This is a genomic window from Flavimaribacter sediminis (assembly GCF_019492055.1).
In the GTDB taxonomy this organism is placed as follows: domain Bacteria; phylum Pseudomonadota; class Alphaproteobacteria; order Rhizobiales; family Rhizobiaceae; genus Flavimaribacter; species Flavimaribacter sediminis.
In genome coordinates this window covers 562,973-588,436 of the sequence record NZ_JAICBX010000004.1, presented here as the reverse complement: position 1 = coordinate 588,436, position 25,464 = coordinate 562,973, and the positions used below count along the sequence as shown (strand labels likewise).

At 60.0% G+C, this 25,464-nt stretch carries 23 protein-coding genes; 11 read left to right on the top strand and 12 right to left on the bottom strand.

Annotation, left to right across the window (positions count from 1 at the left end; all coding sequences use genetic code 11):
• Positions 1–10 precede the first annotated feature (10 nt).
• Positions 11–919, bottom strand: coding sequence for a LysR family transcriptional regulator (locus K1W69_RS21825; protein ID WP_220230552.1), 909 nt, complete (start codon positions 917–919; stop codon positions 11–13).
• A gap of 132 nt (positions 920–1,051) precedes the next feature.
• Here K1W69_RS21825 and atzF point away from each other — a divergent pair, with 132 nt between their 5' ends.
• Positions 1,052–2,848, top strand: coding sequence for an allophanate hydrolase (atzF, locus tag K1W69_RS21820; RefSeq protein WP_220230551.1), 1,797 nt, complete (start codon positions 1,052–1,054; stop codon positions 2,846–2,848).
• 43 nt (positions 2,849–2,891) lie between these two features.
• Here the strand turns inward: atzF and K1W69_RS21815 are convergent, their stop codons facing one another.
• Genes K1W69_RS21815 through K1W69_RS21785 form a run of 7 tightly spaced genes read right to left on the bottom strand, consistent with a single transcriptional unit; the run spans position 2,892 to position 9,349 of the window.
• Positions 2,892–3,227: a cupin domain-containing protein gene (locus K1W69_RS21815; RefSeq protein WP_220230550.1), complete on the bottom strand. Its 336-nt coding sequence runs from the start codon at positions 3,225–3,227 to the stop codon at positions 2,892–2,894.
• Positions 3,220–3,885, bottom strand: a complete 666-nt coding sequence (locus tag K1W69_RS21810; RefSeq protein ID WP_220230549.1) for a cysteine hydrolase family protein — start codon at positions 3,883–3,885, stop codon at positions 3,220–3,222. Before K1W69_RS21810 ends, K1W69_RS21815 begins: the two co-directional genes overlap by 8 nt.
• Positions 3,882–5,411: an ABC transporter ATP-binding protein gene (locus K1W69_RS21805; RefSeq protein ID WP_220230548.1), complete on the bottom strand. Its 1,530-nt coding sequence runs from the start codon at positions 5,409–5,411 to the stop codon at positions 3,882–3,884. The genes K1W69_RS21810 and K1W69_RS21805 overlap by 4 nt, the downstream gene beginning before the upstream one ends.
• Entirely contained in the window at positions 5,408–6,085 is a 678-nt protein-coding gene (gene biuH / locus K1W69_RS21800; RefSeq protein ID WP_220230547.1) for a biuret amidohydrolase, read from the bottom strand. Before biuH ends, K1W69_RS21805 begins: the two co-directional genes overlap by 4 nt.
• A gap of 46 nt (positions 6,086–6,131) precedes the next feature.
• Positions 6,132–7,058, bottom strand: coding sequence for an ABC transporter permease (locus K1W69_RS21795; RefSeq protein ID WP_220230546.1), 927 nt, complete (start codon positions 7,056–7,058; stop codon positions 6,132–6,134).
• Positions 7,055–8,164 (bottom strand): ABC transporter permease, encoded by a 1,110-nt coding sequence (locus K1W69_RS21790; RefSeq protein ID WP_220230545.1) that lies wholly within the window; start codon positions 8,162–8,164, stop codon positions 7,055–7,057. The genes K1W69_RS21795 and K1W69_RS21790 overlap by 4 nt, the downstream gene beginning before the upstream one ends.
• Positions 8,165–8,221: 57 nt before the next feature.
• Positions 8,222–9,349 (bottom strand): BMP family ABC transporter substrate-binding protein, encoded by a 1,128-nt coding sequence (locus K1W69_RS21785; RefSeq protein WP_220230544.1) that lies wholly within the window; start codon positions 9,347–9,349, stop codon positions 8,222–8,224.
• Positions 9,350–9,586: 237 nt separating this feature from the next.
• Between K1W69_RS21785 and K1W69_RS21780 the strand changes: the two genes are divergently transcribed.
• From K1W69_RS21780 to K1W69_RS21765, 4 genes are all read left to right on the top strand, one after another.
• Positions 9,587–10,612 (top strand): methyltransferase, encoded by a 1,026-nt coding sequence (locus K1W69_RS21780; protein ID WP_220230543.1) that lies wholly within the window; start codon positions 9,587–9,589, stop codon positions 10,610–10,612.
• A 469-nt stretch (positions 10,613–11,081) separates the two neighbouring features.
• Positions 11,082–11,258 (top strand): hypothetical protein, encoded by a 177-nt coding sequence (locus K1W69_RS21775; RefSeq protein ID WP_220230542.1) that lies wholly within the window; start codon positions 11,082–11,084, stop codon positions 11,256–11,258.
• Positions 11,259–11,333: 75 nt separating this feature from the next.
• Entirely contained in the window at positions 11,334–12,251 is a 918-nt protein-coding gene (locus K1W69_RS21770; RefSeq protein ID WP_220230541.1) for a nucleoside hydrolase, read from the top strand.
• Positions 12,248–14,035 carry an adenine deaminase gene (locus K1W69_RS21765; RefSeq protein WP_220230540.1) on the top strand — a complete coding sequence of 596 codons (1,788 nt, stop codon included), beginning with the start codon at positions 12,248–12,250 and terminating at the stop codon, positions 14,033–14,035. The genes K1W69_RS21770 and K1W69_RS21765 overlap by 4 nt, the downstream gene beginning before the upstream one ends.
• Positions 14,036–14,172: 137 nt before the next feature.
• Here the strand turns inward: K1W69_RS21765 and K1W69_RS21760 are convergent, their stop codons facing one another.
• Complete coding sequence (locus K1W69_RS21760) at positions 14,173–15,507, bottom strand: RNA-dependent RNA polymerase family protein (RefSeq protein WP_220230539.1); 1,335 nt, start codon at positions 15,505–15,507, stop codon at positions 14,173–14,175.
• The gene (locus K1W69_RS21755; RefSeq protein WP_220230538.1) at positions 15,500–17,578 is read right to left on the bottom strand and encodes a hypothetical protein; all 2,079 of its coding nucleotides are present in this window, start codon (positions 17,576–17,578) and stop codon (positions 15,500–15,502) included. Before K1W69_RS21755 ends, K1W69_RS21760 begins: the two co-directional genes overlap by 8 nt.
• Before the next feature lie 185 nt (positions 17,579–17,763).
• On the opposite strand from K1W69_RS21755, the gene K1W69_RS21750 reads away from it, so the two are divergent.
• Positions 17,764–18,537 (top strand): ribonuclease T2 family protein, encoded by a 774-nt coding sequence (locus K1W69_RS21750; RefSeq protein WP_220230537.1) that lies wholly within the window; start codon positions 17,764–17,766, stop codon positions 18,535–18,537.
• A gap of 19 nt (positions 18,538–18,556) precedes the next feature.
• Here K1W69_RS21750 and K1W69_RS21745 read toward each other — a convergent pair whose 3' ends face one another.
• Entirely contained in the window at positions 18,557–19,723 is a 1,167-nt protein-coding gene (locus K1W69_RS21745; protein WP_220230536.1) for a M20 aminoacylase family protein, read from the bottom strand.
• 42 nt (positions 19,724–19,765) lie between these two features.
• On the opposite strand from K1W69_RS21745, the gene K1W69_RS21740 reads away from it, so the two are divergent.
• Positions 19,766–20,485 carry a phosphoribosyltransferase gene (locus tag K1W69_RS21740; protein WP_220230535.1) on the top strand — a complete coding sequence of 240 codons (720 nt, stop codon included), beginning with the start codon at positions 19,766–19,768 and terminating at the stop codon, positions 20,483–20,485.
• Between the two features lie 57 nt (positions 20,486–20,542).
• On the opposite strand, the gene K1W69_RS21735 is transcribed toward K1W69_RS21740, so the two are convergent.
• Positions 20,543–21,205: a peroxiredoxin gene (locus tag K1W69_RS21735; protein ID WP_220230534.1), complete on the bottom strand. Its 663-nt coding sequence runs from the start codon at positions 21,203–21,205 to the stop codon at positions 20,543–20,545.
• Between the two features lie 346 nt (positions 21,206–21,551).
• On the opposite strand from K1W69_RS21735, the gene K1W69_RS21730 reads away from it, so the two are divergent.
• The 4 genes from K1W69_RS21730 (at position 21,552) to K1W69_RS21715 (ending at position 25,461) form a co-directional block, all read left to right on the top strand.
• Positions 21,552–22,178: a VOC family protein gene (locus tag K1W69_RS21730; protein ID WP_220230533.1), complete on the top strand. Its 627-nt coding sequence runs from the start codon at positions 21,552–21,554 to the stop codon at positions 22,176–22,178.
• Positions 22,179–22,320: 142 nt separating this feature from the next.
• Positions 22,321–23,670: an ABC transporter substrate-binding protein gene (locus K1W69_RS21725; protein WP_220230532.1), complete on the top strand. Its 1,350-nt coding sequence runs from the start codon at positions 22,321–22,323 to the stop codon at positions 23,668–23,670.
• 73 nt (positions 23,671–23,743) lie between these two features.
• Positions 23,744–24,643, top strand: a complete 900-nt coding sequence (locus K1W69_RS21720; protein WP_220230531.1) for a carbohydrate ABC transporter permease — start codon at positions 23,744–23,746, stop codon at positions 24,641–24,643.
• Entirely contained in the window at positions 24,640–25,461 is an 822-nt protein-coding gene (locus K1W69_RS21715; RefSeq protein WP_220230530.1) for a carbohydrate ABC transporter permease, read from the top strand. Before K1W69_RS21720 ends, K1W69_RS21715 begins: the two co-directional genes overlap by 4 nt.
• Positions 25,462–25,464: the final 3 nt, after the last annotated feature.

Sequence of the window (25,464 nt, the reverse complement as noted above, 5' to 3'; positions counted from 1 at the left end):
AAGCAGAAGGCTAATCGGTTTCGTAATTTTCCGAAAAGGCGTTCGAAAGCTGATCAACGAAGCGCGCCGCCGCGACAGGCAGCGTGCGACCGCGGAGATGTCCCATATAAATCATCCCCGCTGGAATATCGCGTGTATCGATCGGCCGATGCACGAGATCGGCGTCGAGACTGTCAGTCGGCAATCCGATCGGGATCTGCAGGCCGATCCCGGAACTCACTCGGGCGAAGCTTCGCAGAAACTCGAAGCTGTCTGACTCGATCGACGGCAGCGCCTTGAGCGTCGAACGCTCCGTGCCGGCCTCAAGCAGCGCGCGCACGCCGTATGGCGCCGTTGGCAAAGCCAATGGCCAGGCCGCACAATCGCGCAGCCGAAGCACCTTATGCGAGGCGAGCGGATGCCCCGCGCGCATCACGGCGTGCACCGGCTGCTTGATCCGCAATATCGTCTGGAAGTCGGCGAACCGCACCGGCTCGAAAACCAGCGCCAGATCGACGCTGTAATCCATCAGGGCTTCTTCCGCCGTCCGGCGATCGCGGACATATACGCCGAAAGTGACGCCGGGATGTTCGTCCCGGTAGATCGAAATCTGACGCGGCAGAAAATATGGAACCAGGGCCTGGCTGCAGGCGACATTCACGTTTCCGCGCCGGATGCCGGTCAAATCGGAAATCTGCGACCGCACGCGTTCGAGATCGAAAATCTGGTTGCGAATGTGATTGATCAGAATTTCGCCGGCCGCATTCAGTCGAACGCCACGCGGCAGACGTTCGAAAATGGGTTCGCCCAGTTCTTCCTCGAAGGCAAGGATGCGCCTGTTGAGCGCCGATGACGTAATCGAGAGGGCTTCCGCCGCGCTTCGGATGGAACCGACGCGCGCGACCGTGTCGATGTACCGGAATGTCTGGAACATCCGCATGAAGACATACTCCAGTGGTGCAAAAAGTGCAGCGATGCGATGAAAAGATAACAGATGACCGAATATGTCACCACGACTAATAGTCACGCGTCCGGACGTGTATAGTGGAGCTGCGCGACAAGCGGGAATGAAATGATACAGGACTTGCCTTTCGATATCGCCAGGCTTCGGGAAGCCTATCAAAATGGTGAGGCTGCGGAAAACGTCGTCTCAGAATGTTACCGCAGGATCCGCCTCGCCGACGATCCCGGAATTTTTATAAGCCTGAGAGACGAAGCCGACGTCGTCGCCGAGGCGCGTGCTCTTGGACCTTTCGATCCTGAGGAAAAGCCGCTCTATGGCGTTCCCTTTGCAGTCAAGGACAATATTGATGTCGCCGGCGTTCCAACGACGGCGGCATGCCCCGCATTTTCCTATAATCCACAGTCCGACGCCTTTTGCGTCAAGAAGCTTCGCGAGGCCGGAGCGCTGGTGATCGGCAAGACCAATCTCGACCAGTTCGCGACAGGTCTCGTTGGCGTAAGATCCCCCTACCCGATACCTCGAAACGCCATCGATCCGGAGATCGTGCCGGGCGGCTCGAGCTCGGGGTCGGCGGTCGCCGTGTCGCGCGGCATCGTCAGTTTCGCGCTCGGAACGGATACGGCCGGATCGGGCCGTGTGCCGGCCGCGCTCAACAACATTGTCGGACTCAAGCCAACGCTGGGCGGAATATCGTCGTTCGGCGTCGTTCCGGCCTGCCGTTCTCTGGACACGGTGTCGATCTTTTCGCTGACGGTCGACGACGCGTGGTCCGTCTATCGAACCGTCTGCGCCTACGACGCGGAAGACGCATATTCGCGGGAGCTGGCGTCGCCCGGGCTTTCCGAAATGCCGCCATCACTCACCGTGGGAATCCCCGACAGTTCTTCCATCGAGTTTTTCGGCGACGCTCTGCAGGCCAAATCCTTCGCCGCCTCAGTAGAGACTTTGCGACGGAAGGGAATGGAGATCGTGGAACTCGACTTCACGCCATTCTATGACATTGCGAAACTGCTCTACGAAGGCCCGTGGGTGGCTGAGCGTTACGCCGCGATCCGCCGGGTCATCGAAACGCAACCGGACGCTCTGCTACCGGTAACGCGCGGAATTATCTCCAAGGCGGAGGCTTTCAGCGCGGCGAATGCTTTCGAAGGCGCTTACCGCCTGAAGGAACTCGAAAGAAAAGCCCGCGCATTACTGGGTTTGGCGGACATGCTCTGTGTGCCGACGGTTCCGACATTCTACAGCGTCAGCGATCTCAAAAATGATCCCGTCGGGCCGAACTCCAATCTCGGGACTTACACCAACTTCGTCAATCTGCTCGACCTTTGCGGGATCGCTGTTCCGATGACGGCGCGACAGGACGGGCGACCGGGCAGCGTCACGCTGCTCGGAGGCGCGGGACGTGATGCGTTCCTGGCGTCAATCGGCGCCTGGCTCCACCACGACGCCAAGGTTTCTCTGGGCGCTACAGGCTGGGGACTACCGGAGCCCGCAAAGCGCCTCCCCGCCGCGCAGACAGATGAAATCGCTGTCGCCATGGTTGGGGCGCATATGTCGGGATTGCCGCTCAATGGCGAAGTTACGCGGCTTGGCGGCCGGTTTCTCTCCGCTACCAGAACTGCCCCGAGCTACCGCTTTTACAGCCTTGCAGGCGGCCCGCCGGCGAGGCCGGGCCTCGTGCGCAGCGAAGAAGGCGGATCTATCGACCTCGAAATCTGGGCTCTGCCGATATCCTCTTTTGGCGCGTTCATGGCCGGCATTCCCCAGCCGCTTGGCATTGGCACGATCGATCTTGTCGACGGGACGTCGGTCAAGGGTTTTCTGTGTGAACCCGCAGGACTTGAAGGCGCGGAGGAGATCACCGGCTTCGGGGGCTGGCGCGCTTATCTCGCGAGCCTGAACTGATCAAAATGCTGCTTGCTGGCGCGCCGGGTTTGCAGAGGTCGTCCTATTCGATGAACTCCACCGGTTTTTCCCACTGGATCAGGACGACGCATCCATCCTCCGACCACACGCGATGGTCGGAGCCCTTCCTGTTTACGACGAGCGAACCGGCGGCGTAACGGCCGTGGTCGTCACTTTGCGATCCTTCGAGAACGAGGATTGACTCCATGCCATGGTGGATGTGACGCGGCGCTTTCGCGCCTGCTTCGTAGCGAAGCAAGGCGACTTCGGGATCCCCCTCGACCAGCCGGCATATCTCGATGCCTTCGTGAAAAGGACCGAACGTCACATTCTTCCAGCCGCCTCCAAGAAGGGCTGTGAACTCGAACGGTTTAGGCATGAAGCGCATCCACAATTTTTGAAGTCGGCGCGGTCCAGCCGACGATCGCTCCCTGCGCGCGGATCATGTTGAGCACCGCCTGCTTGAATTCCGGGAAGTAGCTCTCGGTCGCGTCCTCCGCGAGAAGACAATGATAGCCGCGATCATTGGCTTCGCGCATCGAGGTCTGCACGCAGACTTCCGTGGTCACGCCCGCAAACACGAGATGACTGATGTCGCGTTCCTCCAGCCATCCCGACAGGGGTGTGGCGTAGAACGCTCCCTTCCCCGGCTTGTCGATGACGAGTTCGCCGGGATGCGGAGCAAGTTCGGGAACGATCTCCGCGCCGGGCTCGCCGGACACCAGAATACGGCCCATCGGACCGTAATCTCCGATGCGCAGCGCCGGATTTCCACGCTCGCGCTTGGCCGGCGGACAATCCGAAAGGTCCGGCTTGTGGCACTCGCGCGTGTGAACGATCGTCAGACCCGCTGCGCGAAAACCGTCAATCAGATTTCTGACGGTGGGTACGATTTTCTGAAGCAGTTCGACATTGTTGCCGAGGCTGGCCCCGAAGCCCCCCGGCTCGACGAAATCACGCTGCATGTCGATGACGACAAGCGCGATCTTTTCCCGATGGAAGGGAAAATGAAAGGGATCTGCATCAAGCAATTTCATGCGTGACCTGCCATGTGTTTTCCGATATCGACGACACTCGCCTGTTCGATTGACGCCTGATATACAATCGCGCCCTCTGACATTACCAGAACACGATCCGACAATTCGAGAATTTCGTCCAGATCCTCACTGATCAGAAGCACCGCGGCGCCGGCGTTGCGCGCGGCCATGATGCGCGCCCGGATTTCGGCCACAGCGGAGAAATCCAGCCCGAAACAGGGGTTCGAGATGATCAGAAGATCCACCTCGCCTGTAAGTTCCCTGGCGAGCACTGCGCGCTGCACATTGCCGCCGGACAGCGAATCGATGGGGCTCGCCGGAGACGCCGTCTTGACCTTGAAGGCTGCGATCAGTTCACTGGCCGCCTCGCCCATTCGGCCGCGGTCGATCCAGAAACGTGTCTTGCCGGCGTCGTTGACGTCAAATGTGCGGAAGGCGAGATTTTCGGTGACGCTCATGCGCGGCGCGCAGGCGTTGCGCAGCGGCTCCTCGGGCAGATACCGCACGTGAAATTCACGCGCCTCGGCGCGGGTCGCGGAAAACGGTTCGTTCTCGACCCGTATCTCGCCCGCCGAATAGGGCCGCTGGCCAGCGAGAATCTCCATCAACTCCATCTGCCCGTTGCCCGACACGCCCGCAATGCCGACGATCTCCCCGGCGCGAATGGTCAGGTCCTCGATCCGGATCGACTTCAGTCCTGACCGGTCGCTGGCGTAAACCTTGTCGACCGTGAGGATTGGCTCGCCGACTGTGCCGGACCGCTCAGCCGTCTTTTGCAACTCTTTCTCCCCGATCATCATCGCGGCCATAGCCGCGTGATCCAGATCCGAAACCTTGCCGCCTCCGACGAAGGATCCGCGCCGCAGCACCGAAACGTCATCGGCGAAGGCGGTGACCTCGCGGAACTTGTGGGAGATCATCAGGACCGTCAGCGCGCCGGCCTCTGTCAGACCGCGAACCATACCGAGAAGTTCGTCGGCTTCCGACGGAGTCAGCACCGAGGTCGGCTCGTCGAGGATGAGGAAGCGGCGCCCGAGATAGAGCTGCTTCAGCAACTCCAGCTTCTGCTTTTCGCCTGCAGCAAGCCGGTTCACAGGCTGATTCAACGGAACTCGGAAAGGCATTGTTTCCATGAAGGATTCCAATTTTCCGTTCTCTCTGCGCCAGTCGATCATCTCCGGCGCATCAGAGCGACTGATGACCAGGTTCTCAGCCGCTGTAAGCGACGGCACGAGGGTGAAATGCTGATAAACCATGCCAAGGCCTTGCGCGTGGGCGGTCTTCGGATCCCGTATCTCCACCTCGTGATCGTCGATCATGACCTGGCCGGAGGTCGGCTGATAGAAACCCATGATGCACTTCACCAGCGTCGATTTTCCGGCGCCGTTCTCCCCCAGGAGTGCGTGGAAACTCCCCGCCTTCACCTTGATGGAGACATTGTCGAGCGCTGTGAAGGCGCCGAACCGCATCGTCATACCGACCGTCTCGACGCCGATCGCAGCTTTGTCCTTGCGCCCCGACGTCATGGCAGTGATTCAACGAAGGCTTCGGAATTGCTGACGGATCCGAAGACACCGCCCTGCATCTTGATCATCTTCACCGCCGCATCGTGATTACCCCTGTCCGTCGCGGCGCAACAGTCTTCAAGAAGCAGGCATTCGAAGCCGCGATCGTTGGCCTCTCTCATCGTGGTGTGGACGCACACATCCGTCGTCACGCCGGTCAGAACGATGTTGTGAATGCCGCGCGTACGCAAAAGCAATTCGAGATCCGTCGCGTAGAAACTGCCCTTGCCCGGCTTGTCGATGATCGGCTCGCCATGTTGCGGGGTGAGTTCCTCGATGATTTCCCAGCCCGGTTCGCCGCGCACGAGAATTTTTCCGAAAGGTCCCTCATCGCCGATGCCCGCGCCTATCTGACGGGACCGCCATCGCTTGTTATGCGGCAGGTCGGCGAGATCCGGCCGGTGCCCCTCACGCGTGTGCATGATGTGATAGCCCCTCCTGCGCATCGCCTCGAGCACCTTCCTGATCGGCTCGATCGGCGCACGCGTGAGACTGAGGTCATAGCCCATCCGGTCGACATAGCCGCCCACGCCGCAGAAATCCTTCTGCATGTCGATAACGATCAGCGTCGTGTTTTCAGGGCGCATATCGCCATGATGAGGCCAGTCATAAGGGTCGGATGCGATAATGGTCATTTACGCAGCTCCTTGGTCGACAGACATGTTTCTTTCATATCGCTTCCTACTTCGTTATCGAGAGTGCGCCGGGTGCGCCCGCCATGTCCCGCGTTGTCGAACTGGTTGCGATCAGGACGCCCAGCGTCAGGACGTAGGGCGCGGCGTAGAACAGATAATAGCCCTGCGTGACGCCGATGGACTGTAAAGCCGGGCCGAGCGCCCCTGCCCCACCGAACAGCAGCGCCGCCCATATGCAGCTTACCGGGTTCCAGCGGGCGAATATCACCAGCGCCACGGCCATCAAGCCCTGGCCGGATGAAATCCCCTCGTTCCAGCTTCCCGGATAATAAAGCGACAGATAGGCGCCGCCGACGCCGGCTAGCGCGCCGCCAACGGCAGTTGAATAAAGGCGCACTCGGTCAGGATGGAAACCGAGTGCGCGCGCGGCGTCGGTGCTGTCGCCGACGACGCGAACCATGAGACCGATGCGCGTGGAGCGGAACATGCGCGCCATCAGGATTGCGACGATGATCGCAAGCAGGAACAGGACGTTGATCCTGAGAGCCGCCTGCACCTGCGGAAGGTCGGACCACCAGCCGAAAGGTATGGAGGGCAGATCCGGGGCCACCGGCTGGATGTACGGTTTGCCGAAGAAGAAGGCGAGCCCCATGCCAAGGATCATCAGGGAGATGCCGATGGCGATGTCATTAACTCTGGGAAGCTTGCACATCCAGCCATGGGCAAGGCCGAAGGCGGCGCCGGCAATCGCCGCGGCGATGACGCCGAGCCAGGGCGAGCCTGTTTGGTACGCGATGGCGTATCCGCTCATCGCGCCGAAGACCAGCGTGCCCTCGAGCCCGAGATTGATGCGGCCCGATCGTTCCGTCAGACACTCTCCGACGCTTACCAGAAGGAAAGGCGTGGAAACCCGAATGGCGCCGCCGAGAATGGCGAGCGGTACGCCCCAAAGGCCGATATCGGTCTCGTTCATGCGCGCCTCCACAATTCAGGTTGAAACAGCTTGAAGCGGCCATAGAGCGCATCGCTGAGCAGGATCGCGACGAATACAAAGCCCTGCAACACGAGCACGGTGGCGTCAGGCAGATCCATTCGACGTTGCACCAGACCGCTCGAGGCCTCGAAACCGGCGAGCAGAATGGCGACCGGGATGATGGCGAGCGGATTGTGCCGGGCGAGAAAGGCGATCAGAATGCCGGTATAGCCGTAGCCGGCGGCCAGTGAGCCGTTGGCCGAGCCATGGACAGCGGCGACTTCGATCATGCCGGCGATCCCGGCGAAAGCGCCGCCAAGCGCTGTAAAGCCGATGATCAACCACCCAACGGGCAGGCCCTGAATTTGCGCAGCGCGCACATTGCCGCCTGCGATTCTCGCGGCGAAACCCCAGCTCGTGCGCTCGATCAGAACCCAGGACACAATGCATGCGACGACGCCGACGGCCAGTCCCCAATGCACGTCGAAACCCGGCATCGATCCGATCCGCCAGCTTTCTGCGAGCGGCGCTGTCGACGGTTTGTTGAGACTGGCGGGATCGCGGAACGGGCCCTCGACCAGATGGTTCATGATGGCGATGGCGATATAGGCCATCAGAAGGCTGGATATGGTTTCGTTGACGCCGCGCAAATGGCGAAGCGCGCCGACGAGACCAATCCAGATCCCGCCGGCGCAAGCCGCGAAGAGCGCCATGCCCGCCATGCCGGCCGGGCCGGGCAAACCCGGCGCGAACATCGCGAATGCGCCTGCCGCGACGCCTCCCAGCACGATCGCCCCCTCTCCACCAATGACGACAAGTCCGAGTCGGGCCGGCAGCGCAACGCACAGGGCCGCCAGCAGCAGAGGCGCAGTGCGCGACAGCGTATTCTCCCATGAGAATGCGGTGCCGAAACCGGCCTTGTACACCAACGCGTAGAAGTCGAAGGGCGACTTGCCGAGAAACAGAAGAAACAGTCCGAATACCGCGAGGCCCGCCACCAGCGCGCCAACGGGGATGACGAAACCTTCCGCGTTACGAGCGGCCTTCTCCAGCCACTCGCGAACCGCTGTTTCCGATCCCGCGCCCGATGCCAGATCGACGCTCATTGATGGTCTCCTTCAACAGTAGGCCCGGCCATCGGCCGGGCCAGACCGCGGGAATGCTCAGCTTGTGGAGCCGACCACCCCTTCGACCAGGTAATCCATGCTCTCCAGCTCGACATCCGTCTCGGCGAAGCTCTGGCCTTCCGTGGCGATTACGTTGCCCTTGTTGTCCTTCATCGGACCCTTGATGACGGCGTAGTCGCCCTTGAGGATCTCTGCCTTCGTCGCCTCGAACTGGTTGCGGGCCGCATCCGACACCGCCGGCCCGAGCGGACTCATCTTGATGAAGCCTTCGGCCAGTCCGCCGCGAACGAAATTGTCGATCTTTTCGCCAGCCAGCGTCTTGTTGATCATGTCCGTATAGACGTTGCCCCAGGCCCATTCGGCGCCCGTGAGGTATTTGTCCCCGGCGAGCGGTTGCTGGTTTGCGTGGTAACCGCAAACGAAAGCGTCGCGGCCAGCCGCCGTTTCCATGACAACCTTCGGACCGTCAACGTGACAGGTAATGACGTCGACACCCTGGTCAGCGAGGGCGTTCACCGCCTCGGCTTCCTTGACGGCGAGCGACCATTCGCCGGTGAAGATCACCTGGCAGGTGATTTCCGGATCGACCGAGCGCGCGCCCAGCAGGAAGGAATTGATGTTGATAAGAACCTGCGGGATTGGCTTTGCAGCGACGAAGCCGATCTTTTTCGTCTTCGTGGCGTGCCCGGCGGCGATGCCGTTCAGGAACTGGCCCATGCCGATATAACCGAAATAGGATCCTGCATTGGCCGGATGCTTGTCAGCGCTCCACAGACCGCCGCAATGCTCAAAGCGGACGTCCGGATTGTCCGGCGCAAGCGTCAGGATATGCGGATCAAAATAACCGAAGGACGTCGGAAACAGCAGCGACGCTCCGTCAAAATTGATCATGCTCTCCATGGACTTCTGGACGTCCACGGTCTCGGCGACGTTTTCCTCTTCAACGATCGTCACCCCTTCGATGCCCTTGACCACCGCAGCCCCTTCGGCGTGCGCCTGGTTGTAGCCGAAGTCGTCTTTCGGTCCGACATAGATGAAGCCGACCGTCAGGTCCGCGGCGCGCGCAGACGTCAGCGGCAATGAGGCGCCGAGCGTCGCAAGACCGGCCAAGCCTGCGGTCGATTTGAGAAAGTCACGACGCGATGTGTTCTTGATGATAGCCATATTCGCAATCCACCTCTGAAATTTCCAACCGGCAATAAGGCCGGTCTCTTCTGCCGCCTCAGCCCCGATGATCGGCATCCCGAAGATGGTATGACGCGCTACCGCTTCTGTCTTGTGCTCAATTTTTGGCACAGCGCTGCAAAAACTGCAGCATAAGAAATGCTCTTTATTCGTGTGATACTAGCCGCACCCCACGTCATTGTGGCATGATCTCTCCGAAAATGCGGAGGAGAATGCATGACAAACGCCGGGCCCGACCACATCATGCGCGTCGCCATCGGCTACGGCGTGTCCAAGGCGCTGCTGACCGCCGTCGGCCTCGGGCTCTACACGCGGCTCGCCGAAAACCCGATGACCCTTGACGAGATCATGGCGGAATACGGCCTGCGCCGGCGACCCGCCATGGACTTCCTCGACCTGCTTGTTTCCGTCGAAATGCTCGGACGGGACGGAGACGGACCGGACGCGCGTTACTGCAACACGACGACCACCGGCGCCTATCTCGACCGGAACAAGCCGGACTATATGGGCGGCATTCTCGAACTGTGGGAAGCGCGCAACTACCGTTTCTGGGCCGATATCGGAGAGGCCTTCAAGACCGGCGAACCGCAGAACGAATCGAAAGCGGCTGGCACGCCTTTCTTCCAGACGCTCTATTCCGAACCGGCCCGGCTCGAAGCCTTCATGGATGCGATGAACGGCTCGTCCCGCCACAATTTCGAGAAACTCGCGGAGGTTTTTCCGTTTGAATATTATAAAACCCTTTCGGACATTGGCGGTGCTGACGGGTTGCTGTCGCGATGTGTCGCCGCAAAGCATCCCCACATCTCATGCACGAGCTTCGACCTGCCCAATGTGACTGAGATCGCAAGGAAGAAGATCGCGGCAGACGGCCTTTCGGACCGAATCGAAGCCGTTTCCGGCGACTTCTTTGCCGACCCTCTGCCGCCGGCCGATATCATAACGATGGGCATGATCCTGCACGACTGGAACCTCGAACAAAAAAAGGCTCTGGTGAAGAAGGCCTATGACGCGCTTCCCGAAGGCGGCGTTTTTATCGCCGTCGAGGCCCTCATCGACGACGCGCGCCGCGAAAACACCTTCGGTCTCTTCATGTCGCTGACCATGCTGATGGAATTCGGCGACCGGGCTTTCGACTTCACCGGCGCCGAATTTCGCGCGTGGTGCGGCGAAGCCGGGTTCAGGCGTTTCGAGGTCATCCCGCTTGTCGGACCTTCCAGCGCAGCCATCGCCTATAAGTGAATTGATCTAACATTCTCTTCTAAATTGCTGTTATTACTTATATATTTTCAATTCGACAAATTCCGTTGCAAATCTGGCTTCGTTTCGGGAAATGAGGTCTCGGGCCGTTTGGGTTTGTTTCGGTAAACCGGGTTCGTTTCGGGAATTCGCCTTTTCACACGTTTGGCTTCGTTTCGGGAATTCGGTAACTGCGGCAATTCAGAGCGGTTCTGCGGCAGTCAATCAAATCTGGCTTTGTTTCGGGAAATTGCCTTTTCTTCAATCTGGCTTTGTTTCGGGAATCTGCGTTTTCCGGCCCCCCGCGCTCGACGGCAGGTGGATTTCAATGCGCTTTTATAGCACAGATCAGAGTAAAAATCAGCAATCTGTTCTTCTTTTGTTCCAATCGTGTTCCCAGCCCGATGCTTGGCCCCCGATTCCGGCTCATGTACCCTTCCAACCAGCGGACTACATGAACAGGAACCTATCCATGGACAAGCAGCGAATCCGTATTGAACAGCACGGCGGTCTCGGCCTGATCTGGTTGGCGGGCTGGCTTTTCACCATCGGCTATCTCGACCTTGGTTTTTGGCGCGGCGTGCTCGCGCTGATCGTCTGGCCGTATTTTCTCGGCGTCGACATGGCGGCGATTGATCCACCCGCCTGAGCATCCGGCGCTTTCGCCTGACCCTAATTCTGCTATGAATTCGACGTTGAAGCGACGCCCAACTGGACACAACATTTGATCTGGATCGATACGGATATGGGATTCGACGACATGCTCGCCGTGATGATGGTGGAGCAGTCGCTGGTCGACATCGCAGGCGTTTCCCTTGTCTATGGAAATACGAGGCTGGAACAGGTCGTCCGCAACGCATTTGACGCCTCAAGCTTCCTTGGCTGGACCATGCCTCTGTTTGCAGGCGCTTCCCGTTCGATCCTCGGATCTGTCGAGACTGCTGAACGGATCCTCGGCCCGACCGGCATGCCGACGCTCGGCAAGCGGCTTCCGAAGAATGCGACCACCGATATTCCCTCCGCCCTCAGCGGCCTGACGAAATGGCTTGAAGGCCTTGATGATGCGGAACCTGTGCTTGCGCTCGGACCGCTCACCAATATCGCCATCCTGCTGCTGGCACGCCCCGATCTTGCCCCGCAAATCAGCCATGTCCTGTGGATGGGCGGCGGCTCCGGTCCGGGCAACCACACCGCCTCGGCGGAGTTCAACGCCTTCAGCGATCCCGAGGCGGTCGCCATCGTTCTTGCAAGCGGCGTCGAACTGCGGATGGTCGATCTGGAGTGCTGCAGGCAGGTGCTGGTCGGTCCTGATTTTGCTGCGCGCCTGGACGCGGGAGGCGATGAGAAAACTTCCGTTCTGAAGGATCTCCTGGGCGGCTACATCGATATCGCGATACAAAGGGGCCGTCCCGCCATGGCGCTCTACGATCCCGTCGCGGCGGCGATCGCAATCGAAGACAGCGTTGCGACGCTCGAGGCGGTTTGGATCGACGTAGAGTTGGCTGGCGGCCTGACGCGCGGCCGGACAGTCGTCGACCGCCGCACCTCAGCAGGCGCAAACGCCAGGATCGCCGTTCGACCGGACGCCGATCGCATCCGGTCCATGACGCTCGACGCCCTCGAAAAGGCCACACGACAATGACTTCTGCCGCCCTCGAACCGGATGATCTGAACGACAGAACGCTGCGCGATCGCGCCGTGGCGGCGGCGCGCGGCGATGCGCCTTTCGATCTTTTGATCGTCAATGGCGACATGCTCAGTTCCGCGACCGGCGAAATCCGCAAGGCCGATATCGGCATCACAGGTCCGATGATCGCCAGCGTGCATGCGCCGGCAAGCAGAACGGACGCGGCAGAAGTCATTGACGCCACGGGGAAGATCCTCACGGCTGGTCTGATCGACGCCCATATGCATGTCGAAAGCTCGATGATCACGCCCGCGACCTACGCCGAAACAATCCTGCCGCGTGGGGTGACGACGGTTGTCTGGGACCCGCATGAGTTCGGTAATGTCCACGGTCTCGCCGGCGTCGACTGGGCTGTCGAAGCAACGTCCAGCCTGCCGATGCGCTTCATTGTCCTGGCGCCGTCCTGTGTTCCGTCCGCGCCGGGTTTCGAATGCGCGGGCGCGGCGTTCGGCGGAACAGAGATGGAGGCGATGCTCGCCAATCCCGGGATCGGCGGCGTTGCGGAAGTGATGAACATGGCCGGCGTGGTCAGTCGTGACGCACTGATGACGGATATCGTCCAGGCGGGACTTGCGAGCCGAAAGCCGGTGTTCGGACATGCGCGGGGCCTGAGCGGGCGGGATCTGAACGCCTTCATGGCCGCCGGCGTCACGTCGGACCATGAACTTACCTCCGCAGAAGACTTTCTTGAAAAACTCCGCGCGGGATTGACGATCGAGATCCGCGGTTCGCACGATCACCTGCTTCCCGAGATCGTCGAGGCTTTGAACAGGATTGGGCATCTGCCGCCGACCGTAACGCTTTGCACCGACGATGTCTTTCCCGACGATCTGGACAGAAATGGCGGTCTCGACGATGTGATCCGCAGGCTCGTGCGGTATGGCATGCCGCCTGTTTGGGCGATCCGCGCGGCGACGCTCAATGCCGCCATGCGCCTGGGGCGCAGCGATCTTGGCCTGATCGCAGCCGGTCGCCGCGCCGATCTGGCGGCTTTCGACAACCTGCAGTCACTGAAGGCGGATTTTGTGATCGGCAATGGCGAGGTTGTGGCCCGCAATAATCGACTGAATTCGCCGCCTCACCGGATCAAAACCGATTTGCTTGAGAACTCCGTCAAGGCGCCTCAATTCAAACCGGATGATTTCAGAATAAAGTCGCGCGGCAATCGCGTGCGTGTAGCGACTATCGACCGGCCGCGCTTTACGCGCTGGCGCGAAACGGAAACGGAGGTCAGGGATGGCCATGTTGTTCCGCCTGAAGGCGCAACCCTGATCGGCGTTTGTCATCGTCACGGACGCCTACCGGCCGAAATGAAAGTCGGCTATCTCACGGAATGGGGCGCGTGGGACGGCGCTGTCTGCACGACGGTTTCCCACGACAGCCATAATCTGACTGTGTTCGGAGGCAACGAGGCGGACATGGCGCTTGCGGCGAATACCGTCTGCGCCATGGGCGGCGGCCTGGCCGTTGTCTCGGGAGGCGTGGTTCTGGCCAGCCTGCCGCTGCCGCTTTCAGGCCTTGTCAGCGAAGCGCCGATCGCCGATGTCGGCGCGGGCTTCACCGCGATCAAACAGGCGATGGACAAAGTCGTCGCATGGCAACCACCCTATCTTGTCTTCAAGGCCTGTTTCGGCGCAACGCTTGCCTGCAACGCCGGCCCGCACCAGACCGACCTCGGCCTCTCCGACCTTACCCTGGACGGTCCGCTCGAAAGCCCGATTCTCGAAGTCACAGGTTGAGGGTTCTCGAGGAAGCGGGAGCGCGTGGTATCAAAGAGCAAAAAAGGAACCGAAAGCCGCAGCCTCTGTTGTTCCACAGGCAGTCCTCCGCGTCGCCGCGGGAAACGCGCTCCCGAACAAATCCTATCCAACAAGCCCTAGCGGCGCAAGTTGCGCAACGCGACGAGAGAGACGAGTCCCATCTCCTCACGCAGACGCTTGGGCGGTATCTGGCGAAATCCCCTGTTTCCCGCACGGCCTGTAGCGGCCTGGACGATCTTTCTGGCGATCCTGAAATCCATATCCTTCAAGGCGCCGCGATTTGAGGCGACCCTTAGAACCGTCGCCAGACCCGGCGCGGCGAAAGGGTTTTCGATATCCAGCATCACATTGGTTGCCGAGACGAGAATTTGCGCCCTGTCCGAGGACGTTTCTCCGGCAAACCCCGCCGCCAGTCCGTCAATCCTGGAGCAGATGCGTTTGACGAAACGCGCCTGCAGATGTGGAGCAGGACTTAGTCCACCGTTGTAGGCAATCGAAATACCAAGAAAATCAATGCTGGCGCCACCTTCATAGGCCGGATCGGCTGTTGATGGCATTCCGTTTCCGCAAAGCGCCACACGGCGCTCCTTTTCCATCTTCCTGCTGACGCCAAGTCGGGCGAGGATCGGCTCCAGATCGGCGTCCACCTGCTTCAGCGTCTGCAAATCGGCATGGGCCAGAATGAAGTCGTCGTTGTAACGCGCATAGAAGAGGCCCTCGACTCCGTTCAGGTAGACGTCCATTTCATGAACCGACAGATTGGACACCAACGGCGTCAGCGGCGTGCCCATAGAGACGCCGTGCGTGCGCGTGAAGGACGATCCATCCGGAGTTTTAATGACCGGTCGAACCAGATCAACGATAAGGGACCAGGTTTGGTCATTGACGTCGCCGCGCGGATTTCCAAGATTGGCCACCTCTCGCATCGTCTTCCAGAGCGGCGCTGCTGGCCCCATGGGCAGGGACTCGCCAAACTTGCTGAAATCGGATTTGAGAACGTGGAGCGCCGGCGGTCTTGGACCCGCCTGCTTGCGAAACCGATGGATAAAGTTTGAAAATCCAATCGCTGCGGAGAGATTGCTGCGTCCTGGCAGATAGGAATGTACGCCAGGCAGGCCATAGGCGCGGGCGTTGCGGGTCAGCAACTGGAACAGCACCGCCCCGACAACCTGATCGACGAAAACAGGCCGATGCGCGGGCCGAACCTTGCCGTGGCGCTCCAGGAACCAGAGCGCCACCGGGCTTATGCGATACTCTCCGGCGGCAATGGTCTTTGCGATCCGGGACGCCAGCGCCCGACGGTCGGCGGCCGCGCGATAGTAGCTCACGCCGGGCGCCGCGTCCGCAGCTATTCGACCGCTTCGCACGCGCTTGGAAAACATCTTCAGTATTTCCGCCTCATAGACGGATCGGTCCTGAAGACTTGCCTCGATATCGACCGGCTCAACCATCGGCGCTGACCGTTTGCTTCTGTTCTGCGACAGTGGCGCTCGCGCGCTGCGCCAGGGATTGTCGCCATCTCTTCAAGGCGTCCCGGCCCGCTTCCGGGGGCAGCACGAGCAGTAAGCGCAGCGCGCCCTGGCAAAGCACAGGGACCAGCACATGATCGCGGATCATGGCGGCGTGCTTTCCATATCTGTAACTTTTCAAACCGGTTGTCAGCGCAAGCCGTGTGATACCGGGATCGAGGCGTTTCATGCCGACGCTGCCCTCCCCGGTCGCCAGATCGACGAAGCCGCCATTTTCGAACATCGCTGTGAAGAGCGATTTCTGTTCATCAATCGGGCGTCGCGCGACCTGTTGCTGCATGTCAGGCCAGCGCGACAGCAGGACGGTTGCGGCCGACACGCCGTCGGAAAAAACCGGATCGCCGTGGCGCGTCGCGGCTGTTGCGCCGCCCGACATCACGGAAAGATCGATATCCAGATCTTGCGCCTTCACCACATCGCGGTGAAAGAAAAGGAGTGAGTCCTGATTTCGGAACGCGTAATGACCGTGTCCGGAAAGCCGCGCGCGAACGGCGCTGATCACCTGACGACGCTGTATCTCGGGAATGTGCGGCGCAAACCGCAATTCGCCGACGAAGACAGGTCGCTCAACCGCCCGCAGCGTTTCGAACCATGCCGCCAGATCGAGCTGGACGGGCAAGACCTGCCTGCGGTTTCTGAAGTGATGCAGATTGATGAGGGCCACCAGCACGACGATCATGACCGCAGTGACTTCCAGCAAATCGGAAGCCGGCTGCGGATCAAGCCATACCAGCCACAAACCGAGAGCGAAGAGGCCCACGCTGCCAACCACGGAAAGGAGTCGCTCGTCCGCAAACATGCGGAACTGGTAAACGCCGATCAAGGAGCGCAGCAGAAATAGCGGCAACAGCGCCAACTGCAATGTGAACGAGAAATCAATCATTTGCAGCACACCAAGCGAGAAGCCCAGAAGCCAGAACCAGGTTGCAATCATCATTGCCGTGATGATGACGCGCTTGAAGAAAGAGCGACGTAACGCGTGATATTCCTCCGTCCGGCGCAATCGCACGAAATCGAAATAGAAAACCCTTGCCCAGCTATAGCTGCCGGTCAGGGCCGGAAGCAGGAGATAGAAGAAGGCGAACGCATTGATTATGTGCCAAGCCGGATCGGCGGCGGTGAAATCTATCTCGCGCGCGCTTCCCGACACGGAACCGAGGAGAATCAGCACAAAGATCGCGTCGAGCTGGAGACACAAACCCGCGAGCAGGGAAAGCGCCGCCCGCCCCGCAGGCAGGCCTTTGAGGAATGTCGAAAAACCGACCGGTTTCAGGACCGACCCCAACGTGCGACCGGACAGTTCATAGACTCTCAGCGTATAGCGCAGACCGAGCACGATTGAGGCTACCGACGCGGCGAGGATGGAGAGGAGCAAAGCCGCGGTGGGCAAAATGGCGTATCCGATCGCAAGAATTGCGATCTGGATGACAAGCGGCGCAAAGATCGACCAGCTAGGACGAAATATGCGCCGTGTCGCGTACATGCCGGAATGAATCGTGGTGACCGGCAATTTGGCGACCGTCTGCAGGAAGATGAAGAAACTGTAGATCGCAACGATGGCGCCGCCTTCCAACGGCAATATCTCGATAACGATGAAGAGGATCGCCGCGCACAGGAACGTTGCCGCCACCAGGCCCGTCAGGGCTATCCAGTTGCCGACCTCCTGATCTCTTTCCTGCGACCGCCCCTCTTCGGTGAGATCGCGCAGGCGCTCGCGCATGACTTCCAGAAATCCCCACCAGGCCCCGTCGACCAGAAGCGAGCCGACCCGGAGCGCGAGAACGATAAAGGCGTCGACATGACCGAGAAGCCGGTAGACAAGGAGAAATTCGGCCGCCCGGGCCACAAACATCAACGTGTCGAGAATGACCACATTGCGCAACCGGTACAGGAAGTAGCGTCCCATGGAACCGGTCACCACGCACTGGAAGAAGGAAACCAGCTTGTCTTCGCTTTTTGCCGCCCGCTCGAACCAGGGGTCGATGCGCTTCATGAGCCGCCTCGCAAATCAGGATCTCCCGTTTCACCCTCTTTAGCACCTGGTTGTAGCGCAAAGAAAGCAACACGTCCCTCATATCAGCATAGCGCAGAGCTTGTTTTATTTCGGGACCTCGCCGATAGTATGTGCCTTGACGACCACGCGGAGACAAGGCGCTGACACGCCAGGATTTGACAGTTTTGGGCCTATCGGCGGGGCTTCTGACGGTGGCCGCCGCCTGCGTGATTTTCAGCGTATTTGTCGTCGACACGCAGTCGAGCGCGACTATGCGCCGGTCGGAGGAAGCAGCGCTCAGCAAAAGCAGCGTGTTCACGCTGAACTGGGCGCCGGCTTTCTGCAAGACCGATCCGGAGAATGAAGGCTGCAGCAGCGGGCGCCTCGCCCGACTGGGCGACCAGTTGATCATTCACGGTCTGTGGCCGCAGCCCTACGAAAACGACTATTGCGAAGTTCCCGAAAAGGAAAAGCTGGCGGCCGAGCACGGCCACCTCGATCAATTGCCGCCGGTCGATATCGCTCAGCCCATGTTTGACCGGCTATTGCCGCATTATTCGCGAAAAGAAAACCTGGCCTATGAGTGGCTCAAGCACGGCAGTTGCTCGGGCGTTGGCCAGGACGAGTATTTCGAGGACATCGAAGATCTGTTTGGACAGGTCAGCGGTGTCCTCGAACCGTTGTTCCGGGACGCGGCTGGCGGAATGCTGAAGGTGGAAACCATCCAAGAAAAACTGGATGCGACGCTGGGCCATCGCGCCGGTTCGCGCTTCAAGCTCGTATGCGGCAAGGCGCATGGAATATCCGGAGACGTCATCGTGGAAGCGGAACTGTCGCTACCGCGCGTCGAGGATCTGCGGCGGGACGGCGCGCTGAAGCCGCTGAAGGACCTCTTGACGCATGCGCCGCGAATTGAGGCGGGATGTCCGGAAGGCCTCGTAGTCGCGTCCGAAAGCTGACCGGCGCGCTGGACCGGTTTCAGGCCGGAAGCCGCCGCTCCACCAGCCGCGCCCAGAAGCTTGCGCCGGTGATGATGGCCTCGTCGTTGAAATCGTATCGGGTGTTGTGGTGCAATGCGCCGTCTTTTGCAGGCCCGTTGCCGAGCCACACATAGGCGCCTGGAACTTCGCCCGAAAAAAACGCGAAATCATCACCGGCGGTGGATGGGGGAAACTGCGTGCGCACCGAACCGCAGACGTCCCGCGCCGCATCCAGCGCTACCTCGGCGGCGCTCGCATTGTTGACCACCGGCGGTATGCGCCGCTGAAAATCGTAATCCGCCTCGACGCCGTAAGCCATGGCGACGCCCCGGGCCAGCCGTCCGATTTCCTCCTCGAGCTGATCGCGAACCTGGGGCGTGTAGGCGCGCGCGGTGCCGCCGATATCGACGATATCCGGTATGACGTTGAGCGCTTCCGGATCGCCCGCCTGCACCGAACAGGCGCTCACGACAGCCGGCTGCAGCGGATCGACCACCCGGCCGACAATCGTCTGGAGCGACGTGATGAACTGACCGGCGGCGGTCACCGGATCGCGGCCGAGATGCGGCTTCGCCCCATGCGTGCCGATACCTTTGAACGTGACGCGCCAACTGTCGGAGGACGCCAGTTGCGGACCGGCCACGACGGCCATCTCGTCGACAGCCAAGCCCGGCATATTGTGCAGACCGAAAACCGCGTCACAGGGAAACTGACGGAAAAAGCCTTCGTCGACCATGCGTTTGGCGCCGCCTCTTCCCTCTTCGGCCGGCTGGAAGATGAAATGCACCGTGCCGGAGAATTTGCGCGTTCTCGCCAGATGGCGCGCGGCCCCGAGCAGCAGCACCGTGTGCCCGTCATGCCCACAGGCGTGCATCTTGCCGTTTATCGTCGACTTGTAAGGTCGGTCCGCCTTTTCCGGCATGGCGAGCGCATCCATGTCGGCGCGCAAGCCGATTGCGCCGTTGCCTTCGCCGACCTGAAGCGACCCGACGACGCCGGTTTTGGCGAGCCCGCGATGAACGGTGACGCCTGCCTCCTCCAGAATGTCGGCGACGATGGCGCTCGTGCGCTCCTCCTCGAAGCCCAGTTCGGGATGGGCGTGCAAATCACGCCGCAGGTCGATAAGAAACGGCAGGTCATCGCGTATGGCGTCAATGGTCGGCATGTATCACTCCGTAGGAATAGTCCCGAAAACATAGTATCGGAAATGAGCGACGAACAGGACCTTGAACCACTCATGCACGCCATAGATTTCTGGCAGACAATCGAGCCACCGGGGACATGGGACTGCTCGCGGCAGGCCCGGTTCGACGATCTCTATCCCGCAGCGTTGCCCGATGGACGCCAGATCGCCTTGCCGGTGCGCGTTCGTTCAGGCGGAGAGGAGGCCCTGCCCTCCCTCATCCTGAACCAGGCCGCCTTTGCAGTCGTGGATGCGCTTTCCGAAGCCCTGGCTGATCGTCTGAAAGTCCACCGACCGGAGGTGATCGTCGGAATGCCGACGCTGGGTCTGACGCTCGCCGCCGAAACGGCGCGCAAACTCGGCCATGACCGCTATGTGCCGCTCGGCACGTCAAGAAAGTTCTGGTACGACATTGCCCTGTCGGTCCCTTTGAACTCGATCACCAGCCCCGGACAGGAAAAACGGCTCTATATCGATCCGCGCATGCTGCCGCTTCTGGAAAACAGGCGCTTCGTGCTCGTCGACGACGTCATCAGCACCGGCGCATCGATGGCCTCCGGCTATCGTCTTTTGCAAAAAAGCGCGGGCGAACCGGTCGTTCTGGCTGCAGCCATGCTGCAGACCCGTCGCTGGGTCGATTGTCTGGACTCTGCCCGAACAGGGCTTTCGCAGAAAGTCTGCAGCGTGTTCGAGGTCCCCCGGCTGGTTCCCGATGGCGCCGGAAAATGGATGGCGGACGCTTGAATGATTTGGGCGGCGCGTTACGGCGCCGCCCAAAAGACAGTCCCGTTCAAAGACGGATCATTTGGGCTGCGCGACGACCCTCAAGTAAGGTTTCAGGGTCTTCCAGCCATCCGGGTATTTGGCTTTCGCTTCCTCGTCCGACACGGCCGGCACGATGATGACGTCTTCGCCATTTTCCCAGTTGGCCGGCGTCGCCACCTTGTGCGCCGCCGTGAGTTGCATGGAATCGATCACGCGCAGGATCTCGTTGAAATTGCGTCCCGTGGTCATCGGGTAAATCAGCATCAGCTTGATCTTCTTGTCCGGCCCGATGATGAAGACGGTGCGGACCGTCTGGTTATCGGCGGCTGTCCGGCCTTCCGACGTGGAGCCTTCCTCTGCCGGCAACATGCCGTAGAGTTTTGCGACCTTCAGTTCCGGATCTCCGATCATCGGAAACTGCGGCATGAAGCCTTGCGTTTCCTCGATGTCTTCCGCCCATTTCGCATGGTTGTCGACCGGATCGACGCTGAGGCCGATCACCTTGACGTTGCGCTTTTCGAATTCCGGCGCGATACGCGCCATCTGGCCGAGTTCGGTCGTGCAGACCGGCGTAAAATCCTTTGGGTGCGAGAAAAGAACGCCCCAGGAATCTCCAAGCCATTCGTGAAACCGGATCGCGCCTTTTGTGGTCTGGGCCTCGAAATCGGGGGCTTCTTCGCCAATTTTCAAATTCGTCATACTCGTTGCTCCTCTTTCAGAATGCTGGACCTTGCGGACAGGCCGACGTTTCGCCGTCCGGGTCTTGGCAAAGCCATAGTCGCACACTCGTGTGAATGCGAGTAGGAAAGCGCTGCCTCTTGCGACCCCGATTGCGAAATTCTTTTTCTGTCACCGTTGTTCCGACGCGCCTTATGGCTGTTTTCCGTACCGGATGGACGCTTCGATTTACAGTGGAATCCGACCGCTTGCACAATATTTAGCCACCGCCAGTGGCGATAGCGCAAATTAGGCACTTGACACGTTTAGCTCAAAAATGACACCGTACTGAACGTTCAGTAATACGACGTTTACGGAAAGCGTATCTTTGCTCCACCACCCTCTAGACCATGTCCTGTGGGCTTGCGCCGACATTGACAGCGGCAACGAGACTTTCGAACACGCCACTGGCGTCAAGCCGGGCAATGGCGGCAGCCACGACGGAAACGGCACCCGCAATACGCTGGTTTCTCTTGGCGTGAATTGCTACTTTGAAATAATCTCGATCGATCCGGCTCAAGGCACGCTTGGCCCGCGGGCGAAACATATTTCCGCGATCACGACACCCGCCCTGCACGCGTTTGGCGTATCGGGAAACGATCTCGACGCCTATTTCGAAACCGCAAGCGAACTCGGACTTTCGGTATCCGCGCCGACATCGATGCAACGCGTCAGAAAAGACGGCGTGCTCGTGCGCTGGCGCGCAATCTATATCGAAGATCCGACCTGGGGTTACATGATCCCGTTTCTCATCGACTGGATGGACAGCGAGCATCCCTGGAAAACCACGCCGACCGGATGTTCGCTGGTCGAATTTCAGGCGCTTCACCCCGAGGCGGAGCGGCTTCGGCATATCTATGAGGCCCTGGGCGTCGACGTCCCCGTCATCCGTTCGAACACCGCCGGCTTTCTCTGTCGGCTGAACACGCCCAAAGGCGAGGTGTTGCTCACGTGAACGCCTCCGTCGCGCCCGCAATCGACATCGAAGCCCATGACCTGTCCGGGAAGCCGGTCGCAACGGGCCGCAGCGCGCGCAAATTTTCTTCCCCGATCAAATCCGTTCGAAATTCCAGCAACCACGTACAGGAGAAAATGCGATGACCAAGAAGACAGAATTACCGGGAGTTTTTCGCCAATTGAAAACGTCGCGTCGCAGCGTCTTGCGCAGCAGCGCCTATCTTGGGCTGGGTTTGGCAGCGCCCTCGATCATATCGCGGGCGGCCTGGGCGCAGGATGCGAAGAAAATCACGTTTGTCAGCGAGGAATCCAATCCGAAGGCGCAGGCCGTCTACGACAAGATCAACGCCGACTTCGAAGCCGAAACCGGCATATCAGTCACCATGGAGTATCCGGGATTTGAGAACATCGCCCAGCGCGTTGCGACGCTGATCGCCTCGGGAACGCCAGCCGAACTTGTCTGGTACGGCGCCGGTTCGGCAATGGAGGTCGCGCTTCAGGGTCAGCTTGCGGATGTCAGCGATCTCGTGACGGATCTTGGAATTCCCGACAATCTGCGCCTCGTGGTCGACGGCGCCGATCGATCCGTCGCCACCAGCCAGCAATTCGTCTACGGCTGGTATCGTTCCGACCTTTACGACGAGGCTGGTCTGGACCCCTATGCTGATTGGGACAGCTACCTCGCGGTCAGCGAAAAACTGAACAATCCGCCCGCCATGTACGGCAATATCGTCCCCTCCGCCCAGAGCGGCGCGTCTCACCTGCTCATGGAGACCATGATGCAGAAGAACGACGCTCACTGGTTCAAAATGGGCGATGACGGCGAGTATGAAGTCTACCTCGACCAGGGCGACAATATGGGCAAGGTGGTCGAGACGCTTGAGTTCCTGAACAAGGCTCACAAGTTTGCGCCGGAAGGCTCGAACTACAGCTGGGGCGACCTGATGAGTCAGTATTTCACCGGACGCGTCGCCAACAGCTACTACGTCGGCGCGCGCCTGCTGGAGCAGACCATGTCGAACGCGCCTGATCTCGCGCCGTTGACGAAGCCGATTTCGCTGCCCGCGAAGGCGACGGACAACTACTATCTGTCGGTTCAGGGTTTCCACGTCGGCAAAGGCTCGAACGAAGACGGCGCAAAGCAGTATGTGAAGTTCTTCATGAACCACCCCGCCTATATCGAGTGGCTGCACTCCGTGCCGCTGCACATCATCCCCGCCAAGCAGGAAGTGCTGAATTCGGAAGCCTATATGGATAACGACGTCATCCAGCAGCGAATGGACGTGCTCGAGTTCCTCGACAGCATCTGGGGCAAAGGCCGGGCGCCATACTACTGGGATGGCGACAAGCTGAACAAATATGTCGGTCTTTACCAGAATGACAGTCTCGGCGGCTGGATGCTCGCGGCGATGAATATCGGCGGTCAGGATGCTGAATCCGTCGTCAAGGAAGCAGCCGACAAGATTCGTGAAAAGATGAGCGACCTCTGATCGCGACACGACGCAACGGGATGGCGGGTCACAAGCCGCCGTCCCCATTATTCAGACAATGCAGGCAGCCCAAATGTCGACTTCAGATAGCCCCCGCGAAGGTGGATGGGTCGCCGCCGCGATCGGCCCGGCGCTTATACTGCTTCTGCTGACGGCCTATATTCCGATCATCTACGCACTGACGCTCGCGTTTTACAACAAGACCGCCTTCAACCCGGATATGGATTTCGTCGGCCTGAAGAATTTCTTTTGGCTGCTCAAGCGCGACGATCTCTGGGCGGCGCTTGGCAAATCCATCGTGTTCACCCTTGGCTCCGTCGGGTTCCAGCTCGCCTTCGGTCTGTTCTTCGGGCTTTTGCTCAACGAAGCGATACGCGGCCGGGCGATCATGCGCAGCCTGGTCATACTGCCCTATCTTCTTCCGACGATCGTCATCGGGCTGGTATTTCGCTGGATCCTCAATCCGGAATTCGGGGTCGTGAACCAGATCCTGCTTTCCTGGGGCGTCGTGGAGCGTCCCATCAACTTCTTCGGCGGCCTGGACGTGGCGATGACATCGATCATCGTGACCACCGGATGGCAGTACGGATCCTTCGCCGTCCTGCTGATCCTCGCCAGGCTGCAGTCCATCAATCCGCGCCTTTACGAAGCAGCCCGAAGCTGCGGCGCCGGAACCTGGCGCTGTTTCGTGGACGTCACCCTGCCAAATCTTCGGACCACGCTGCTGCTTATCGCGTTGTTGCGCGGCATCTGGATGTTCAACAAGTTCGACCTGATCTGGATCATCACCAAGGGCGGCCCCCTGCAGGCGACGGAAACCCTTCCGATCTACGTCTACAAGATCGCGTTCCAGGATTTCAATTTCGGGCGGGCGGCGGCTGGCTGCTTCGTCATGTTTGTCATTCTGCTGGTCGTATCGTTGATCTACTTCAAGTATTTCAATCCGACGAAGGAAATCGAGGTGAACCGATGACAGCGCATTTTGTCGTGCGATGGATGCGGTTCATGTGGCTGTCCGTCGGCATGATATTCGTCGTCTTTCCGCTCTACTGGATGGCGACGACGGCCCTGACGCCGCGGGCGGAACTGTTCAAGCCGCCCTACCCGTTGCTTCGCACGAGCTACTCGCTCGAGAACCTGATCGAACTGCTTTCCGCAACGCAGTTTCTGACGTTTCTCAAAAACAGCCTGATCGTGGCCGCCGGCGCTGTCTGCATCAATGTCGTGGCGGCGACGCTGGCGGGCTATGCGCTCAGTCGTTTTGCCTTCAGAGGCAAGAACCTGTTCGCCGCGGCGACCTTGTGGACCTACATGTTCCCGCCGATCCTGCTCGCCATCCCGCTCTATCTGATGTTCTCGACGCTCGGGATGAGAAACTCCTATTCCGGGCTGATACTCGCGCACGTCTCGATATCACTGCCTCTCAATATCTGGATCATGTGGCAGTACTTCCAGGTCGTGCCGCGTTCCCTGGAAGAAGCAGCCTGGACATCCGGCGCCAGCCGGTTTCGGGCGCTGTGTGAAGTTCTCCTGCCAAGCGCGATGCCCGGAATCATATCGGCTGCAATTTTCGCCTTCGCGCTGTCGTGGAACGACTTCGCATTCGCGTTCATCCTGCAAACCGATATCAGCATGTTCACGCTTCCGGTGGGCCTCGCCACGTTCGTCGAGCAATCGGCCATCCACTGGGGCTTGATCATGGCCTCTTCGCTGATCGTGTCGCTTCCCACCTTTGCCCTCGTGTTCCTGATGCAGCGCTACCTGATGCGCGGCTTCGCAATCGGCAAATAACAA

Excerpts from the sequence above, each read along its gene's own strand:
- K1W69_RS21775 (WP_220230542.1), top strand. The coding sequence starts at position 11,082 with ATGGACAAGCAGCGAATCCGTATTGAACAGCACGGCGGTCTCGGCCTG.
- K1W69_RS21760 (WP_220230539.1), bottom strand. The coding sequence starts at position 15,507 with ATGGTTGAGCCGGTCGATATCGAGGCAAGTCTTCAGGACCGATCCGTC.
- K1W69_RS21785 (WP_220230544.1), bottom strand. The coding sequence starts at position 9,349 with ATGGCTATCATCAAGAACACATCGCGTCGTGACTTTCTCAAATCGACC.
- K1W69_RS21725 (WP_220230532.1), top strand. The coding sequence starts at position 22,321 with ATGACCAAGAAGACAGAATTACCGGGAGTTTTTCGCCAATTGAAAACG.
- K1W69_RS21720 (WP_220230531.1), top strand. The coding sequence starts at position 23,744 with ATGTCGACTTCAGATAGCCCCCGCGAAGGTGGATGGGTCGCCGCCGCG.
- K1W69_RS21740 (WP_220230535.1), top strand. The coding sequence starts at position 19,766 with ATGAGCGACGAACAGGACCTTGAACCACTCATGCACGCCATAGATTTC.
- K1W69_RS21795 (WP_220230546.1), bottom strand. The coding sequence starts at position 7,058 with ATGAACGAGACCGATATCGGCCTTTGGGGCGTACCGCTCGCCATTCTC.
- K1W69_RS21825 (WP_220230552.1), bottom strand. The coding sequence starts at position 919 with ATGCGGATGTTCCAGACATTCCGGTACATCGACACGGTCGCGCGCGTC.
- K1W69_RS21755 (WP_220230538.1), bottom strand. The coding sequence starts at position 17,578 with ATGAAGCGCATCGACCCCTGGTTCGAGCGGGCGGCAAAAAGCGAAGAC.
- K1W69_RS21715 (WP_220230530.1), top strand. The coding sequence starts at position 24,640 with ATGACAGCGCATTTTGTCGTGCGATGGATGCGGTTCATGTGGCTGTCC.
- atzF (WP_220230551.1), top strand. The coding sequence starts at position 1,052 with ATGATACAGGACTTGCCTTTCGATATCGCCAGGCTTCGGGAAGCCTAT.
- K1W69_RS21735 (WP_220230534.1), bottom strand. The coding sequence starts at position 21,205 with ATGACGAATTTGAAAATTGGCGAAGAAGCCCCCGATTTCGAGGCCCAG.
- K1W69_RS21780 (WP_220230543.1), top strand. The coding sequence starts at position 9,587 with ATGACAAACGCCGGGCCCGACCACATCATGCGCGTCGCCATCGGCTAC.
- K1W69_RS21745 (WP_220230536.1), bottom strand. The coding sequence starts at position 19,723 with ATGCCGACCATTGACGCCATACGCGATGACCTGCCGTTTCTTATCGAC.
- K1W69_RS21815 (WP_220230550.1), bottom strand. The coding sequence starts at position 3,227 with ATGCCTAAACCGTTCGAGTTCACAGCCCTTCTTGGAGGCGGCTGGAAG.
- K1W69_RS21810 (WP_220230549.1), bottom strand. The coding sequence starts at position 3,885 with ATGAAATTGCTTGATGCAGATCCCTTTCATTTTCCCTTCCATCGGGAA.
- biuH (WP_220230547.1), bottom strand. The coding sequence starts at position 6,085 with ATGACCATTATCGCATCCGACCCTTATGACTGGCCTCATCATGGCGAT.
- K1W69_RS21790 (WP_220230545.1), bottom strand. The coding sequence starts at position 8,164 with ATGAGCGTCGATCTGGCATCGGGCGCGGGATCGGAAACAGCGGTTCGC.
- K1W69_RS21805 (WP_220230548.1), bottom strand. The coding sequence starts at position 5,411 with ATGACGTCGGGGCGCAAGGACAAAGCTGCGATCGGCGTCGAGACGGTC.
- K1W69_RS21765 (WP_220230540.1), top strand. The coding sequence starts at position 12,248 with ATGACTTCTGCCGCCCTCGAACCGGATGATCTGAACGACAGAACGCTG.